12 protein-coding genes are annotated in these 17,047 nt (G+C 39.0%); 1 reads left to right on the top strand and 11 read right to left on the bottom strand.

Features of this window, described 5'->3' with window-relative positions:
• Positions 1-82: 82 nt before the first annotated feature.
• The 4 genes from BTR25_RS06290 to BTR25_RS06275 all read right to left on the bottom strand — a co-directional run bounded on the left by BTR25_RS06290 (position 83) and on the right by BTR25_RS06275 (position 4,739).
• Positions 83-1,432, bottom strand: a complete 1,350-nt coding sequence (locus BTR25_RS06290) for an ABC transporter substrate-binding protein (protein ID WP_075687211.1) — start codon at positions 1,430-1,432, stop codon at positions 83-85.
• 33 nt (positions 1,433-1,465) lie between these two features.
• Positions 1,466-2,299, bottom strand: a complete 834-nt coding sequence (locus BTR25_RS06285; RefSeq protein WP_075687210.1) for a carbohydrate ABC transporter permease — start codon at positions 2,297-2,299, stop codon at positions 1,466-1,468.
• Positions 2,300-2,307: 8 nt separating this feature from the next.
• On the bottom strand, positions 2,308-3,249 hold the full coding sequence (locus BTR25_RS06280) for a carbohydrate ABC transporter permease (protein WP_075687208.1): 942 nt from the start codon (positions 3,247-3,249) through the stop codon (positions 2,308-2,310).
• Positions 3,250-3,443: 194 nt separating this feature from the next.
• Positions 3,444-4,739 carry a Gfo/Idh/MocA family protein gene (locus tag BTR25_RS06275; RefSeq protein ID WP_075687207.1) on the bottom strand — a complete coding sequence of 432 codons (1,296 nt, stop codon included), beginning with the start codon at positions 4,737-4,739 and terminating at the stop codon, positions 3,444-3,446.
• A 795-nt stretch (positions 4,740-5,534) separates the two neighbouring features.
• Between BTR25_RS06275 and BTR25_RS06270 the strand changes: the two genes are divergently transcribed.
• The gene (locus tag BTR25_RS06270; RefSeq protein WP_075687205.1) at positions 5,535-8,156 is read left to right on the top strand and encodes a right-handed parallel beta-helix repeat-containing protein; all 2,622 of its coding nucleotides are present in this window, start codon (positions 5,535-5,537) and stop codon (positions 8,154-8,156) included.
• A 562-nt stretch (positions 8,157-8,718) separates the two neighbouring features.
• Here BTR25_RS06270 and BTR25_RS06265 read toward each other — a convergent pair.
• The 7 genes from BTR25_RS06265 to BTR25_RS06235 all read right to left on the bottom strand — a co-directional run bounded on the left by BTR25_RS06265 (position 8,719) and on the right by BTR25_RS06235 (position 16,982).
• The gene (locus BTR25_RS06265) at positions 8,719-9,651 is read right to left on the bottom strand and encodes a DUF5692 family protein (RefSeq protein ID WP_075687203.1); all 933 of its coding nucleotides are present in this window, start codon (positions 9,649-9,651) and stop codon (positions 8,719-8,721) included.
• 74 nt (positions 9,652-9,725) lie between these two features.
• Positions 9,726-10,394: a phosphatase PAP2 family protein gene (locus BTR25_RS06260; RefSeq protein ID WP_075687202.1), complete on the bottom strand. Its 669-nt coding sequence runs from the start codon at positions 10,392-10,394 to the stop codon at positions 9,726-9,728.
• 422 nt (positions 10,395-10,816) lie between these two features.
• Complete coding sequence (locus tag BTR25_RS06255) at positions 10,817-11,800, bottom strand: tRNA dihydrouridine synthase (protein WP_175596705.1); 984 nt, start codon at positions 11,798-11,800, stop codon at positions 10,817-10,819.
• Positions 11,801-12,241: 441 nt separating this feature from the next.
• A complete protein-coding gene (gene rlmD, locus BTR25_RS06250; protein ID WP_075687199.1) occupies positions 12,242-13,612 on the bottom strand; it encodes a 23S rRNA (uracil(1939)-C(5))-methyltransferase RlmD in 1,371 nt (456 codons plus the stop codon).
• A 244-nt stretch (positions 13,613-13,856) separates the two neighbouring features.
• Complete coding sequence (locus BTR25_RS06245) at positions 13,857-15,320, bottom strand: nicotinate phosphoribosyltransferase (protein WP_075687197.1); 1,464 nt, start codon at positions 15,318-15,320, stop codon at positions 13,857-13,859.
• A gap of 57 nt (positions 15,321-15,377) precedes the next feature.
• Positions 15,378-15,923, bottom strand: a complete 546-nt coding sequence (locus BTR25_RS06240; protein ID WP_075687195.1) for a cysteine hydrolase family protein — start codon at positions 15,921-15,923, stop codon at positions 15,378-15,380.
• Between the two features lie 117 nt (positions 15,924-16,040).
• Positions 16,041-16,982: a diacylglycerol kinase gene (locus BTR25_RS06235; RefSeq protein WP_075687193.1), complete on the bottom strand. Its 942-nt coding sequence runs from the start codon at positions 16,980-16,982 to the stop codon at positions 16,041-16,043.
• Between the last annotated feature and the right edge of the window lie 65 nt (positions 16,983-17,047).

Below are 17,047 nucleotides of genomic sequence, written 5' to 3'. Positions count from 1 at the left end.
AAAATTTGATGTTTGGATCCCGATTTTTCACATAAAGGAACTGGGTGTTAATAGAATCAACACCCAGCAGAAAGATCATGAATTACTTTTTAAATGTTTGATCATATTTAGCTTTAGAATCTTCCACTGCTTTTGCCCATTCATCAAGGAAATCTTTCGCTGTCATTTTTCCACTCATTACTGCTTGTACGCCAGGGTCAACTACACTATCAAGAATAGAACGGTAGTCTGGAAGATAGAATGGAGGCTCATATAGCTTCGTTTCAGGGTTATTATAAACTTCCATTGCTACCTTAACGTGCTGTGCTTTTTGTACCCATTCATCGTCTAATACATCTTTGTTAGTTGGAATTTGTCCAGTTTGTGAATTCCAGTAGCTTTGTCCTTCATCAGAGTTTACGAACTCTACGAATTTCCATGATGCTTCAGGATGCTTTGTAGTTTTGAAAATAGCCAAATTAACTGCATTTCCACCTTCTGCAACATATTTGCCGTCTTCTGTAGTTGGCAGTGGAATCATCTTGAATGTGCCTTCTGGTAAAGCCTTAACGTGCTCGCCATATGAACCAGGGTTGTGATGTACCATCCCTACAACACCAGTGTCAAAGCCTGCAATCATTTCTTTATAACCATTTGTAATATCACTCTTTGGAGTAAATTTGTCATAGTAAGAAAGATACTTCTCTACAAATTCTACGTGTTTAGGATCGTTAATGTTCGGCTTGCCATTTTTATCAAAATAGTCTAAACCACTGTAAGCAAACATCGCTCTTTGAATGGTGAAAGACGCCCCTGCACCGCCACGGATCGTAAATCCATAACGCCCTTGATCCTTATCCCTCATTGTTTCAATCGTAGTAAAGAACTCATCCCATGTTTTAGGCTCATTCACACCTTTTTCTTTAAACCAATCTTCACGGATCCATAACGCATCCAGGTTTTGTGCATAAGGAATACCATAAAGCTTACCATCATGCGTGACTTTCTTATTTACATCAGTTGCATTCTTGTTAATTTTCTTGCTAATGTCTGACTTCTCGAAATATTCATCAATAGGAAGCAATGCTTCACGAACTGCGAATTCTGGAAGCCATGTTGTTTGAACAGAACCAATGTCCGGCATATCATCAGCTGCGATCGCTGCATCGTATTTCGACTTTGCAGAAGCATTCGGAATCCCAACATACTCGACATCAATAGTAGGATTTTTTTCTTCAAATCGTTTAATGATTTCTTCCCAATGCGGTGTACGTGCTGGACCGGCATTTTCATCCCAGAAAGTAATCTTAACCGGTTCAGTGGATTCTGTTTTCTTTGTCGGTTCTTTATCTGGAGCCGCCGTTTTTTCACCTGCGCCACCGCATGCTGTAAGCACCATACTAGATGCCATTGTTAGTGCAAAAACAGAAGTTACTAATTTTTTCTTAAACATGGTAATACCCCCTAATTTTTTTTATTTAATAAATTAGCCTTTCACAGCTCCACCCATTCCATTTACCAGGTGCTTCTGTGCGTAGGCAAATAATACAACTGCAGGAATTAAAGCGATTACACTTCCAGCTGCCAGCGCTCCATAGTTAACGTTAAATTCACCCAGCATCGAACTTAATCCTACAGGGAGCGTAAATTTGGATTGTTGGTTTGTCAACATCAATGCGATTAAGAATTCATTCCAGGTGTATATGAAAGTAAATACTGCTGTTGCTACAATACCTGGCATCAGTAATGGCAAGACTACATATCTTAAGGATTGCAGTTTAGAACAGCCATCAATCATTGCTGCTTCTTCCAATTCTTTCGGAACATTTGAGATAAATCCGCTCATTAGGATCGTTGTGAACGGAATTTCAATTGCTGTATACGTAATGATCAGTGAAAGGGGATTACTGATTAATCCAAGATTTTTGAAAATGATGAACAACGGAATAATCATCATCGATCTTGGGATAAATTGTGTACATAAGAGCATAAGCATAAAACTTCTTTTACCCTTGAATTTGTATCTTGCTAACGCATAACCGGATAAGGTTGAGCATATCAGGACCGTAATAACCGTAGCGATCCCGATGATTAAACTATTCTTAAAGAAAGTAGCAAAACCAATATTCGTCCAAGCATTGACAAAGTTGTCAATTGTCGGGCTAGCCGGCAAATATTGCAGCGGACGTTTTACTATTTCCCCTTCAGGCTTAAATGCTGTATTTATTGTCCAGTAGAGAGGAAAAACCGTAAAAGACAGCATCATAGTTAAAGGCAGATATAATGTTAAGATTTTGTCTACTTTTTTGTTAAAAAACATCTTTAAGATCACTCCTTTTCAAATCGGGATAGTTTCAGATATAGAATGGCAAATACTAGCAATATAGCAAAGGATACAACTGTTAATGCCGACCCATATCCGAAATTACTTCCATGAACAGCTAAATCAGCAATATACATGGTAAGTGTGGTTGTTGCATGAGCAGGACCACCACCTGTTAAGTTAAACAGTAGATCAACGTTGTTGAATTCCCATACAACCCTTAGTAATGTGGTTAAAATAATTGTATTTTTTAATTGCGGCAAAGTAACGAATATAAACGTCTTCCATCTGTTTGCCCCATCTACTTTGGCAGCTTCATATAATTCAGACGGAATACTTTGTAAAGAAGCCAGCAGTGTGATTGCGAAGAATGGAATCCCCCTCCATAACTCTGCTATAATAACGGCACCAAATGCCGTTGAAGTACTTGACAGGAAGGCCTGCGGCTCACTGACAAGCCCTAATCTCATCAGCAAATCGTTTAGTACACCCATATGCTCATTAAACATTAATGACCACATTGTTGAAGCCAGCACCCCTGAAATCGCCCAAGGGATAAACGCAATTGCACGAACGACTCCTCTGAGTTTAAAGGTTTGATTCAATAACAGTGCTAAAATCATTCCAAATACTAATTGGAGGCCTACTTCTGATACAACCCATTTCAAGCTATTTACTAAACTGGGTATAAACATCTTATCTTGTGTAAAGATTTTTACAAAGTTCTCAAAACCTGCAAAGCTATTGTAGAATGGGGCCGCCACATCATAGTGTTGAAGACTAAAATAGAATACTGTTCCAATCGGGTAAAAAAGAAATGCTAGTATAATGAGAAAAGATGGCAGAATAAAGAGATAAGGAATAACACTTTCACTTTTAATTTTCTTCTTATTAACCGCCTTTTTGCTTTTAACGACTCTTTCGGTAACACTTTGTGGATAACTCATCTGGTTTCCTCCTTCCATGTCCTTATACTAAATGAAAACGGTTTCTTGTTGAAGTGAAGATTTTAAGATATTTGATTAAAATTTTAAGATATTTAATTAAAATTTTTGCCTAACCTTTTTCTGCTCTAAATAGACAATTAGTTGTTTTTTAATCAATAGGCATCATTAAAAGATTCTTTTACCTGTTTTCAAGATTAATATTTTGCAGTGTAGGCTTGGCAAAGAAGTTCCTTAATAGTAATTGGCCGTTTTTCTCGAACCGATTTCCATACACCTTCCCCAACAGCAATGGAATAGGCTCCAGCAGCTGCTCCCGCAAGAATAGGATAGTTTCGGACAGGGTCTGGTCCAAGGAAAAGATCCTCCAACAGGATTGGATCCCCGCCGCCATGACCTCCCGGATTTTTGACCAGTTCAATCATCTCTTTTGCACCAAAGAGAGGAAAATAATTGATTGTTTGCTCACGATATTCAAAGTGAATTCTTGATGGTTCATGAAACTCAGTCGTCTCAATCCTACCTTTCGTCCCATTGATGGCGAGACGATACCCCTCATAAGGAGCAGAGAAATTAATGGAATAGCTCAGCAGACTGCCGCCATCATATTTAACTGCAGCCACATACGTATCTTCAATTTTTATCTCTTCATCATAAATACAAGCATCAGGGCGGTAATTCGTATAAGGGACCTCCTCATAAACCCCTGCCAGAAGGTGGTCATCTCTTACATTACTAGAACCGCTTCGCGGATTCCAACGTCTAAAATAAGCACAGTTATTCTTATCATCACATGTTCCGCAAAAACGACTTTGTACTTTCCGTGGGTTCAATTCTCCATTCGGACCGTAATAATTCAAATCCCCGTATGCAAACACTTCTTCTGGTTTTTGATCAAGCCACCAATTTACAAGATCAAAGTGATGGGTCGATTTATGAATGGACAAGCCTCCAGAAAGTTCCCTCTCCCGGTTCCATCTTCTAAAATAACTAGAACCATGGAAGGTATCAATATACCAATTGAGATCAATAGAAGTGATTCTACCAACCTTTCCTTCAAGGATCATCTCTTTAATTTTTCGATGAAAAGGACTATATCGGTAATTAAACGTGACAATAACTTCGGCAGTGCTCTCAGCTTCAGCCTGAATTACTTTGCAGGCATCAGCTGAGTTTGTCACCATTGGTTTTTCTGTTATCACGTTAACCTGTCTCTTCAAAGATTTTAAAATATATTCAACATGAGTATCATCCCTGCCAGCCACAATACAAAAGTCCGGCTTTGTTTGATCAATCATTGTTTCAAATTGCTCTGGGGAAAACGAGGGAACTCTTTCAAGGGCCGGGAACTTTTCTTTGCAGACAGTAAAGCGCTGAGGGTCAGAATCTAGCAGACCGACAACCTCATTTTCTTTGGAAAACTCATTTACAATTGGACCAATAAACATTTGTATTGCCCGATTACTAACACCGCAAATAACATACTTTTTCATATCGATGCCCTCCTACTTTCAATCCGCTACCTTGTTCCCATTGTAAGAGAAAACGATTTCATAAAAAATTAAAGATTTTAAGATTAATGAGCAAATTTTTAAGTACCTATATACAGAACCGTCGATGAAGATAGGAGATGGATTTGTTTCAGTTCAAATTATCGGTGGGAAAAACTCTTAAAATATTAAACATTTATCTTAAGTTTTTATCTTGTTTAAAAATTGAACTTTTATATAATATGCCTAAGAATCAGGAAGGAGGGTGAGTATGTTCAAGATAATTTAAAAGGGAACAAGAATGGCTCTCTTTTAGATTACGGGTCATTGGCCTATCTTGATAGGCTGAATTGTTGTTAGGGAACAGCAACTTTTGCACTCCTCTACCAGGTACCACTTTATCGTCCTCGTTGTAATACGTCCAAAGGAAAAGTTGCCCCTGGTATTAATGTTCGCAATGCTGCAAAATTCCTTGATATTCAGTTCATAAGGAATGGAAAACAATTTTTCCTTTTGTTTGTTAACGCTTACAAAGAGGATGGGTACATAGGACACTGATGACGAGAAGCTTAGACCAATTAGTGGAATTGGGAAAGGAAAAAGGCGGTTTCCATCCTAAATGAAGCTTTACTTTCTTAGAGTTCTCTACGAACAATTAAATGTTTCGGCGAAGATTTTGTGAGAATTGGTGATTAAGGGAACATCTCTATTTTGAAAGGGAGTCCTGATGAAAAATGGAACATGGAGCCTGTCCCGATGCCCCAAACAATCCAAACCTCTAAAAAGGAGTGAGTAATTTTGAAAACGTTTTCGAAGATTCTCAGCGTTTCTTTAGCTGCTTTGCTAATGGTATCGGCTTCGGCCCCGATGGCATTTACGGCTGAAACGGCTGAAAGCAAGGAGATAACGGATGCAACAAGCTTAACTTGGCAAGGTAATACATTTGGTCAGTCAACCGATTTAAATTTTTCTGCAAATGTGTTACCTGAGAAAGTTGGTACAAACTATGCAGTACCGGAAAATCCTGGCACAATTGATGGAAAAATCACGTTGGAGAGCCGGGGAGGCAAGCTCGCACCCGGGCATGATGGATTGACTTTTTACTATACAAAGCTTGATCCTAACACAGATAATTTTGTCTTAGAAGCAGATATGACGATTGACCATTTCGGGCCAGAAACAGGGGCGAACGCAAACGGGCAGGAAAGTGCTGGGATCATGGTAAGAGACGCCATTGGCGGTGCGCGACAGGACCCAATGATTCTAGGATACGAAGAAGTTCCGGCAGCTTCCAATATTTTTGGCGTTGGAATGATGCGCCATGGTGTTTCTCCTATTTACCGAACAGGGGTTTTATATCCTTGGGGAAATCTTGGAAGCCAGTTAAAGGCTTCAGCATTTATATCCAAGTCTAATTCTGATTATAAGCTTCTGACCGGCAAACCTGTAAAGGTCAAGCTAGAAAGAACGAATACAGAGTTCATCATGTCAGCCACCTTCACCCTTGATAATGAAGAAAAAACATTCGAACAAAGAGTCCAAGGGGCTGATTTCGTTCAAGTGATTGACCCAGATAACATGTATGTTGGGTTTTATGCGGCCAGAAATGCAAAAATGACGATTGAAAATGCGAAGCTAACTATCAGTGAAGCCGATACAGTCCCATATAAACCGGAACCGCCTGCACAAGCTAATCCGTCGATGAACATCGTTTCTGCAGAAGAAGTAGGTTCTGAAAACTATGACTTGAAAGTACTGGCGAATTATAACGGAACGGTTTCCGTGAAAAAAGATGGAGAGGAAGTCGTCAATACCGCAGCCGTTCAAGAAAATGAAGTTTATTCGTTTAATACACAGTTAGTAAACGAAGCAGCAAACTTTAGGGTGACCTACACACCAACAGAAGGACCATCTACAACGCCTATTACAAAAAATATCACGGTAACGAAGAAAATTTATAACAGCGGCAAAGGGTTATTTGTTTCCCAAGAGGGAAGCAGCACAGCCAAAGGAACGCTCGAGGATCCATTGGATCTAGAAACAGCAATTAAATATGTTCTTCCTGGCGAGACGATTTTTATGCGCGGAGGAACGTATACTCCTAGTGCAGTGGTTAACATAAAAAAAGAATATAGTGGTACGAAGGATAATCTGAAAACATTGGCCGCTTATAATGGTGAAAAGGTTGTGATTGACGGTCAAGGTAAACTTAGTAACATTCTTCAATTGAATGCAGATTACTGGCAAATTGCTGGAATTCAGATTACAAAATCAGCTTCCACAGGAATGAGAGTAAGTGGAGATCATAATATTATCGAGCAAATGGTATTCAACTATAACGGCGATACCGGTCTTCATATCAGCGGAAGTGGCTCAAACCCTGACTTATGGCCAAAGTATAATTTGATCTTAAACTGTGAATCGCATGATAACCGTGATACCTCTGATATCAATGCAGATGGGTTTGCAGCGAAACTAGGTGTCGGTGTTGGCAACGTGTTTAGAGGGAACATTGCTCATCACAATATCGATGATGGTTGGGATCTGTACAACAGAACAAACGAAGGCGCTAATATGCCAGTCACGCTAGAAGGAAATATTTCTTACTCCAATGGAAAGCTTAGCAATGGCTACAACGAGGAAGGAACTTCTGGAAGTGGCTTTAAAGTCGGTGGAGAAGGTCTGCCAGTTGCGCATATTCTCCGCAGCAATATCGCGTTTGACAACAACATGGATGGGTTCACAGACAACTTTAACCCAGGTAAAATGATTGTTGAAAACAATACATCTTTTGATAACAAGCGTTTTAACTATGTATTTCGAATCAATCCGTATTTTTCGGCAGAAGAGCAAGGGACATTTAGAAACAATCTTTCCTTCCGAACAAAATCTGGTGCGGTAGAGGATTTTGTTTCAGGAAACAGGGATCATACGAATTTCTTCTTTAACGGAACACAAACATCTAATAGCAAAGGAACCGTCATTTCAGCAAAAGACTTTGTCAGTATTGAAGTTCCTGAGAAGTTTGCAAGAGATGAAGAAGGTAATATTCTTTATGGCAATTTCTTGCGAATTACTCCTGAAAGTGTATTGAATACTGCAGGCACAGAAAATGGGATAGTGGGAGCAATTGCTGCCAACCCAGTATCCATTTCTATTGAAGGCCCTGGCTCGTTGAGAGAGGGTGAAACCGCCCAAGTTGTCATTAAAGGGACTTATTTTGATGGTTCTGAAAAGGTGTTATCTTCAGGTTTAGTTTTCACAAGCGAAGATGATTCTATCGTTTCTATTGAGAAAAATATAGTTCAGGCAGTTAAAAAGGGGAAATCGAAGGTATCTGTTGTCTATAATGGAATGCAGGCTGCTTTAGATATTCATGTAAAACAAATGCCTGCGGGTCTAGCAAAAAAGCAAGAATAAATCAGAAATGAGAGGTAGGGGTAACTCTCCCCCGCCTCTCACACCAGGTATTTACCATTCAAAATTGATGCAAAACTTCCTAACGATTATATAAACTCTCAACCCTCGCTGCTCCAATAAGAGTTATCGAGGGTTTTGTGTAATATTGGACTGCATGGGGTTCTCAGTATTTATTTCTGGAGTTGAGCTACGCACTCAACATGTGTGGAATGCTGACGGTAGGAAATTAACATTATGAGATGTAATAAGCTCACCTTATTTTTTTACATTACGTCCAATTAAAATCTAACACTTTTTACTCAAAACGTTCATTTCTTTGCTTTTCCATGTTCAATTCATTTTCTCTATGCCTTCGAATAGTTTCTTTCAATTTTTCCTCTTCTTCGTTTGCCCATTCTGCAATTACCATGTTGCTATGGTTTTTTATCTATTTTTATGACCCCCTTATACTACCTCTTATAAATAAAAAACATTGTTAGTACGACAATTTTGCACTACTGCAATATATAGGTTCTTCGTCCTTGAAATGAGCTATTATTTACAATGGTCTAAATGTAAAACATTACTTTCCTTTTGCTGATGAGTGTAGTTCAACTATTTTCTTGTACCCAGCTAAATCAATATAGACTTCCTCTTTTAACGGATTACGCATATGTTTTATTATTTTATACAAGTGATAAACCAAAACTGCGAGATTTGAAATTAGTGAAAGACTGCTAATAAACAAAAGTGCTGCTATACTATGGGAGGATTGTACAGCAAATATAGAATCACTAACAAAGGCCGGATAGGACATGACAAATAACATCCAAATAGCCAAGGTTTGTGCCCGATGTTGAAGCCAGGCTCCCTTTTTAATCAAAAAGGCTGGAATTACTGATGAAATTAATAAGGCTGCACCTGAATAAAAGGCGTGGTCTGTAATACAGTTATAGACAAAAGCAAAGTTCCAAAGATTATATGCAATGATCCAAAACCACATTTGATCTGGCCATATTAAATCTTTATATTTATCTTTACTGTTAAAAATACCAACCCAGCCTGAAATCGTGACCATGTTGAAGATACCAGCAATCCCATTCATGATGTTCCAAGGTCCACCAATCCGCATTACCCCATTTACATTTCCATTAAGAGGATAGACTTGAAAATCAACCATAACAGCTAAAAGAATATTTAATACTAAAGCAATTGCAGGAAACATTAAAATATACTTGTTGGTGATCAATCCTTTAATAAACCTCATAGCAAGGAAGCCTAAACAACTTAATAATGCAGAATAGACTTTTAACCAATCAAACCATGTCCCTATTTCAGAGTCTTTTTCAACTGTTTTTGGCCAAACTGCAAAAGCTAACATAATCGGCAATAGCAAAAACAAAAAGAGTGAAAACCACTTGCTCCTCCGAGCAATTTCATTTACTAGTATTAGGAAAGCAACCACTATAAACCACATCAGAATTGAATACCACGGAATAGGTTCAAATAAAAACATGAAGGTAACCGCCTTACTTTACAATTAATTTCTTTTTTCTAATATGAATGGATTTTAGCTATATTGCTTTTATTTCATTGAGGAGAATCATTTACAGCTGTTCTATCTTTTCTTAAACTTCTTTCCCTAATATTTATGAATCCCCATATTGTAAACATAAGCCAAAAACCACTAATTAAATAGGCACCTACTATATCACTCGGATAGTGAACACCTAGATATATTCGACTTATCCCAATAACAAGAATGAAAATAGCACTTACTGTAATTAAAACGATACGACCACTTTGTTTAGGTATATGCCTCCACAACAGAAAACTAATGATTCCATACAATGATAATGCTGCCATTGAGTGCCCGCTAGGAAAACTGAAACTCTCTTCGATAACCATTTGATAAAAGATAGGACGTTCTCTTTGAAAAAAGGTCTTTAGTAACACATTTAAGGTTGTGGACCCAACTAACACAATCGTAAAGAGAATTAACTCAACTCTTTGATGAAACACCTTATAGAGAATTACTAGTATTATTATGGAAATAATGATTACTTGTATTGTATCGCCGATATAACTAAAAAATTTCATGATAGTAGTTAGGATTGGTTGTTCTAATCCTTGAATAGACTTTATTGTTTGAATATCGAAGTATTTCACGAAATCAGAATCATATATATTAGCTAATAAAACAAATGCAACTAAACAGAGTACACTTAAAATAAATAAAAAGTTGTATATCGTTTTCAACTATTACCCTCCAATTTAAATTTATTATCTATTTTTAACCCTCGTTCATATCAAATCTTTATTAATATTTTCTTTAATGTTTTTTTAATGCCTCACTCTTAAAAAACTTCCGTTCAACCAGCTTTCTATTTAAACAAATGCAGTGTGTGCCATCGTTTTTTATCCGTTATCAACATTAAATTTTAACAGAGCTTTTAATTAGACTAAAGTTGTGTTCCCCTCTAGCTTTTTGCACAGGAAAAAGGGTAGGATTTTTCTCTTCCCACCCTCTTTGTCCTGCGTTTTATTCACACCCTTATCCACAAATTCCCTATGACTCCTTATAGATAAAGTTGCCGGCTGCAAAGGAACTTAAAACTAAATAAAATAAGTACACCTGAGTTGATGTGACTCATTTTCTCTCTAACTTTTTGAGAGTTACATCATTTCACTGTCCCCGTCCCATCAACATTCTTTTCAAAGTTATCAAGCAATGCTCGTACTTCATCTGTTGATTTCGTGTTCATCAATTGATTTCTTAATGCTCCAGCTCCCTGAAATCCTTTGACATAAATTTTGAAAAAGCGGTGAAGTCCTGTGATTGAACGTGGCAGTACTTCCGCATATTGATCTTGAAGATCAAGCTGCAGTCTTAAAAGATCCAGGTATTCTTTACTGCTATGCTCTCTTGGCTCTTTTTCAAAAGCAAAAGGATTTTTAAAAATCCCTCGCCCGATCATAACGCCATCAATACCATATTGTTCAGCAAGCTTCAGCCCAGTTTGACGGTCAGGAATGTCTCCATTGATTGTTAATAGCGTATTGGGTGCAATACGGTCACGTAATTTTTTAATCTCCGGAATTAACTCCCAATGCGCATCTACTTGGCTCATTTCCTTTCTCGTACGTAAATGAATAGAAAGGTTCGCAATATCCTGTTTTAAAATATGCGTTAGCCACTCCTCATACTCATTGACATCCTTATCGCCAAGTCGTGTTTTCACGCTAACAGGCAGACCGCCCGCTTTTGCTGCTTGAATAAGTTCTGCCGCAACGTCTGGACGGAGAATAAGGCCACTACCCTTCCCTCTCGATGCCACATTCGGTACCGGGCAGCCCATATTTATATCGATGCCTTTAAATCCTAGCTCTGCCATGCCAATACTCATTTGACGGAAATATGCGGGATTATCCCCCCAAATATGTGCTACCAATGGCTGTTCATCTTCTGTAAAAGTCAAACGACCACGCACACTTTTCATGCCCTCTGGATGACAATAGCTATCCGAGTTTGTAAACTCTGTGAAAAACACATCCGGTCGACCGGCTGCACTTACTACGTGACGAAAAACAACATCTGTTACATCTTCCATAGGTGCAAGTACAAAAAATGGTCGTGGTAAATCACGCCAAAAATTATTTATCATTTTAAACTCAAATCCCCTCAATATGGATACAACTTCAAACTCTCGGTCAAAAAATATAAAACCAAATGTTCTAATTCTTTTACACTTATATCATGCTTAATAACTTATTATCAAACACAAGTACATTTGGACATTTTTAATTTGTGCAAAACTATTGTGAAATCGGCAATATTATTTTAACGAAAATCGGTCCTGAATGGTACTTTTTATAAACAAAAAAGCAGATGGTATAGATTTTATCTATACATTTAAAAGAATTTTAACAATCAGGTGCCTGGCACAAGCCTCATTTTGGCGATTTTTATCATTATGTCCCAAATATGAACGACAAAAAAGCTTGCATACAAAAAGCCCAGTTTTGTAGCTGGGCTGAACGTTATCTCTACTATTTAAATACTAGCTGCACAACGCATTCAACATGGCTTGAGTGGTAATCGCAGACTATTTCAAAATTAACTGCGATACACACTCCACGTGCGTCGTATGTGGGAACATATCTACTGGTTGGACTTCTACTGTTTTATAGCCCCCGTCTTCTAGAATTCTTAGGTCCCGTGCTAATGTTGCTGGGTTGCAGGAGACATAGACAACCTTTTTCGGCTTCATCTCAATAATCGTTTGCAGCAACGCTTCGTCACAGCCTTTGCGCGGCGGGTCAACTATCAGTACATCTGCTCTGTTGCCTTCCTTATACCACTTCGGTATCACTACTTCTGCTTCCCCTACAGCAAACTCAGCGTTTGTAAATCCGTTCAGTTCAGCATTCCGCTTTGCATCCTCAATTGCCTCTTTTACGACTTCAACACCGAAAACCTTTTTTGCTTTTTGCGCTAAAAATAATGAAATGGTCCCGATCCCGCAGTACGCATCAATAACAGATTCATCACCGCTTAACCCAGCATACTCAAGGGCCTTATCATAGAGTACCTTCGTTTGGACTGGATTCACTTGATAAAACGACAAAGCAGAAATCGCAAATTTCACATCACCAATATAATCATAAATGACCTCATTGCCCCAGAGGACTGTTGTCTTTTCACCAAGAATCACGTTCGTACGTATTGAATTGATGTTATGGACAATCGATTTTACCTTAGGCAGCCGCGCAACAATTTTTTCAACTAACTGTTCTTTATTTGGAATTTTTAAAGATCTAGTAACAATAACCACCATTAGTTCTCCAGTTTGGTTACCGTATCGAGCCATAATGTGGCGAAGTACACCCTTATGATTCTCTTCATCATAAGCAGAAATATTTAGCTCAATGCATATTTCCTTAATCGTCTGAATGGCTTCATTTACTTCTGGAAGCTGAATCACACTTTCATCCGTATCCACAATTTCATGGCTTCTCGGCTTAAAAAAGCCAGCTACCAGCTTTCCATCTTTTACACCAACGGGAACTTGCGCTTTGTTTCGATAATTCCATGGGTTGTCCATTCCTAGGATTGGATGCACCTTTACATCCTCCAGTTTGCCAATTCGGGTCAACACCTGGCGAACTTGGATTTCCTTGTACTTTAGCTGCCCTTCATAATTGATATGTGAAAGCTGGGTTCCACCATATTTATGAGCCTCGTCATTTGGAACTTCCACCCGATAGGGGCTCTTTTCATATAATTCCATTAGACGCCCAAAGCCATATCCCTTGTTCGCCTTAATGACTTTTATCTTAGCCTTTTCACCAGGCAAACCATTTGGAACGAATAACGGGTAGCCTTCAACTTTAGCAACTGCAGCCCCATCATGGGTTAAGTCTTCAAATACAACATCTATGTAATCATTTTTAGTTACAGGTATTGTTCTTGTCATTGGTTTCTTCCTTTTCTCAGTTTTGACTAGGAAATTGTAACATACTAACTAGTAAAAAACGAAATGTCTCCTCCACATTGTTCATTATCTTGTTATTTGAGTGGTTTGAGTTCGGGATTCTACAAAATCCAGCCCTTATTCTACAAAATTGAAGGCTTATTCTACAATAAATAGGTCCCTTTCTACAATTATTGGAAAATAGGTGGAATAAAAAAAAGAAGCAGGAGAACCGTCCCCATGCTTCCTATTCTTTCATTGCTTTTACTTTTTCGCGTACTTCTTGGATGTTTTTCATTTTGTTGTCCCAGCATTTTTGGCTTAGGTCGACGGGGTATTCTTCTGGGTTCATGGTGCGTTTGTATTCTGGCCAAAGGGCATCGAGGTTTTTTTTCAAATACTCTCTTGATACACTAAGGCATGGTGTTTCGTAGACCAGTTCACCGCCGATAAAGATATCTTCGTGAAGCTCTCGAGCTGTAAAGTTTGTTACCACCTTATTAATGTAAGTGTGGGTTGGGTGAAACATTCTCAAACGCTTTTCTGGGATCCGTTCTTCCTCTAGCGCGATGTAATCTCCCTCAGCGTGGTTGTTTTTATTGTTTATTATCCGGTAGATTTTCTTTAAACCAGGTGTAGTGACTTTAACAGGATTTGATGAAATTTTTATTGTATCTTCCATCTCGCCTTTTTCGTTTTCAATAGAAACAATCTTATACACCGCACCAAGTGCCGCTTGCTCGTAAGCAGTGATCAGCTTCGTACCGATTCCCCAACTGTCAATTTTTGCCCCTTGAGCCTTCAGGTTCAAAATCGTGTACTCATCTAAATCACTTGACGCAAAGATTTTCGCGTCTTTAAATCCTGCTTCATCAAGCTGTTTGCGCGCCTCTTTTGAAAGATAAGCAAGGTCGCCGCTGTCGAGACGGACTCCTTTAAAATTAATCTTATCGCCCATTTCTCTCGCCACTTTAATCGCGTTTGGCACACCGAGACGCAGTGTGTCGTAGGTATCCACTAAAAACACACAGTCCTTATGTGACTCGGCATATTTTTTAAATGCGGTATATTCATCCTTATAAGCCTGGACCATGGAGTGTGCATGTGTTCCAGAGACTGGGATACCAAACATTTTACCGGCACGGACATTACTTGTCGCTTCAAATCCAGCCAAGTAAGCTGCTCTTGTTCCCCAGACCGCTGCATCCATTTCCTGCGCGCGGCGGGAACCAAACTCCATCGCCACCTCAGAACCGACCACTTGCTTAATCCGTGATGCTTTTGTCGCAATAAGTGTTTGATAGTTAATCATATTTAACAAAGCCGTTTCAATCAATTGCGCTTCAGCCAGCGGGGCATCCACACTTAAGATCGGCTCATTTCCGTATACGAGCTCTCCCTCTTTCATGGAGCGAATGGTTCCTGTAAACCGAATTCCTTTCAAATACTCAAGGAAGTCCTCTTCGTAGCCGACTTCATTTTTCAAATAGTTAAGGTCCTCTTCAGTGAAGCCGAAGCCTTGGATAAACTGGATTACTTTTTCTAAACCTGCAAAAACAGCATAGCCGTTTCCAAACGGGAGCTTGCGGAAAAATAGTTCAAATACTGCACGTTTATTATGGATTCCATCTCTCCAATAGGTTTCTACCATATTGATCTGGTACAGATCGGTATGCAGCGTCAAACTATCATCCTGATAAATGTGTTTCATAATAACCTCCGAAAACCTGCTTTTTCAACATATTACATCATTTTATCATGATAAAATCTATTTCACCATAGCTCCAAGCGTTTGTTCAAAATGCCCCAATGCCCATTCATGACCTTGTTGGTTGAAAGAGGCAACAGCATCCTTGTAGACTACAATTTTAAAGCCTTTGTTATAGGCGTCAATAGCCGTATGAAGAACGCAAATGTCTGTACATACTCCAACCAAATGAACCTCAGTTATACCGCGCTCACGGAGCTTAATTTCTAAATCAGTACCGGCGAAGGCAGAATATCTTGTTTTATCGATATAAACAACATTTTCACGCTCTTTATTCAACTCATAAACCCCCATCAGGCTGCCAAACAAATCCCTGCCAGAAGTCCCGCGAATATTATGTGGTGGAAATAGCTTAGTTTCCGGATGATATTCATCGCCTTCATCATGTACATCAACGGCAAAGACAACATAATCACCATTAGCGATAAATTCCTCCGTCAACTCCACGATTTTCTTTTCAATTGCCTGGCCAGGCAGTCCACATGTTAATCTGCCAGCATCTGCAACAAAATCATATGTATAATCGATATTAATGAATGCCTTCATTCCCCTCGCCCCTTTTCTTTCAAACCGTTTTTTTTCATTATATACTTAATACGGTATAGTAAACAATTTCCTTTTTTTATAAAACAAAAAAGCCGTTCCACTAAGGAACAAGCTTTTTTAGCTATATCTCTTTTCCGGCACCCAATCTATTGGTAAATCGAGCGGCCGGATGTCGTCAATCGGAACAAATACTTCTAAATGGCGATATAGGTTCGCGAACTCAGCTGGGAGCAGGCCGCCAAATTCACCATCTAGGTTTAACTGGACCTTCTCTTGTGAATGAACTTTAATTCTACTGGCTTTTGTATAAATCACATGCGGGTCATTCACATGCTCTCCGCGAATCGCTAAAGTAGCAATGCGTACAAACTCTGCCAGGTTAATTTTCTCCACGATCAACAATGAAAATAAACCATCGTTAATCGAGGAATCAGGAGCAATTTTCTCAAATCCGCCAATTGAATTCGTGAGTCCAACAAGGAACAACATCGCTTCACCTTCAAACAGCTTACCATCATACTCAATTGTTAAATCCGAAGCTTTAATGGATGGGAGCATCTCCATACCTTTTAAATAATAGGCAAGCTGACCGAGCATCGTCTTTAGCTTACTTGGCACTTCATATGTAAGCTCGGTGATTCTTCCGCCGCCTGCAATATTGATGAAGTAACGATCATTAATGCGGCCGATATCTACCGGGATTCGGTCACCTTTGGTAATAATATCGACAGCAGCACCAATATCTCTTGGGATATGAAGGGCACGCGCAAAGTCATTTGTTGTACCTGCAGGAATAATCCCTAATTTCGGCCGATACTCCTGTTCAGCGAGTCCGTTTACTACCTCATTAATCGTTCCATCTCCACCTGCTGCAATCACCACATCATATTGTCGTTCAACTGCGATCCGTGCCGCATTCGTTGCATCACCAGCACTCGTTGTTGCATGGCAGGATGCCTCATAGCCAGCCTGTTCAAGCTTTTCAAGAATCTCCGGAAGATGCCTCTTAAGAATTTCCCGTCCGGATGTAGGATTATAGATTAGTCGTGCTCTTTTCAAGTTTCATCATCCTATTTTTGAAATCAAATCCAGTATATTTTCTCTACTTTATTCTATCAATTACA

Origin of the sequence: Bacillus sp. MRMR6 (genome assembly GCF_001940785.1) — a bacterium.
Classification (GTDB): domain Bacteria; phylum Bacillota; class Bacilli; order Bacillales; family Cytobacillaceae; genus Neobacillus.
This window is presented reverse-complemented; position numbering and strand designations above follow the sequence as displayed.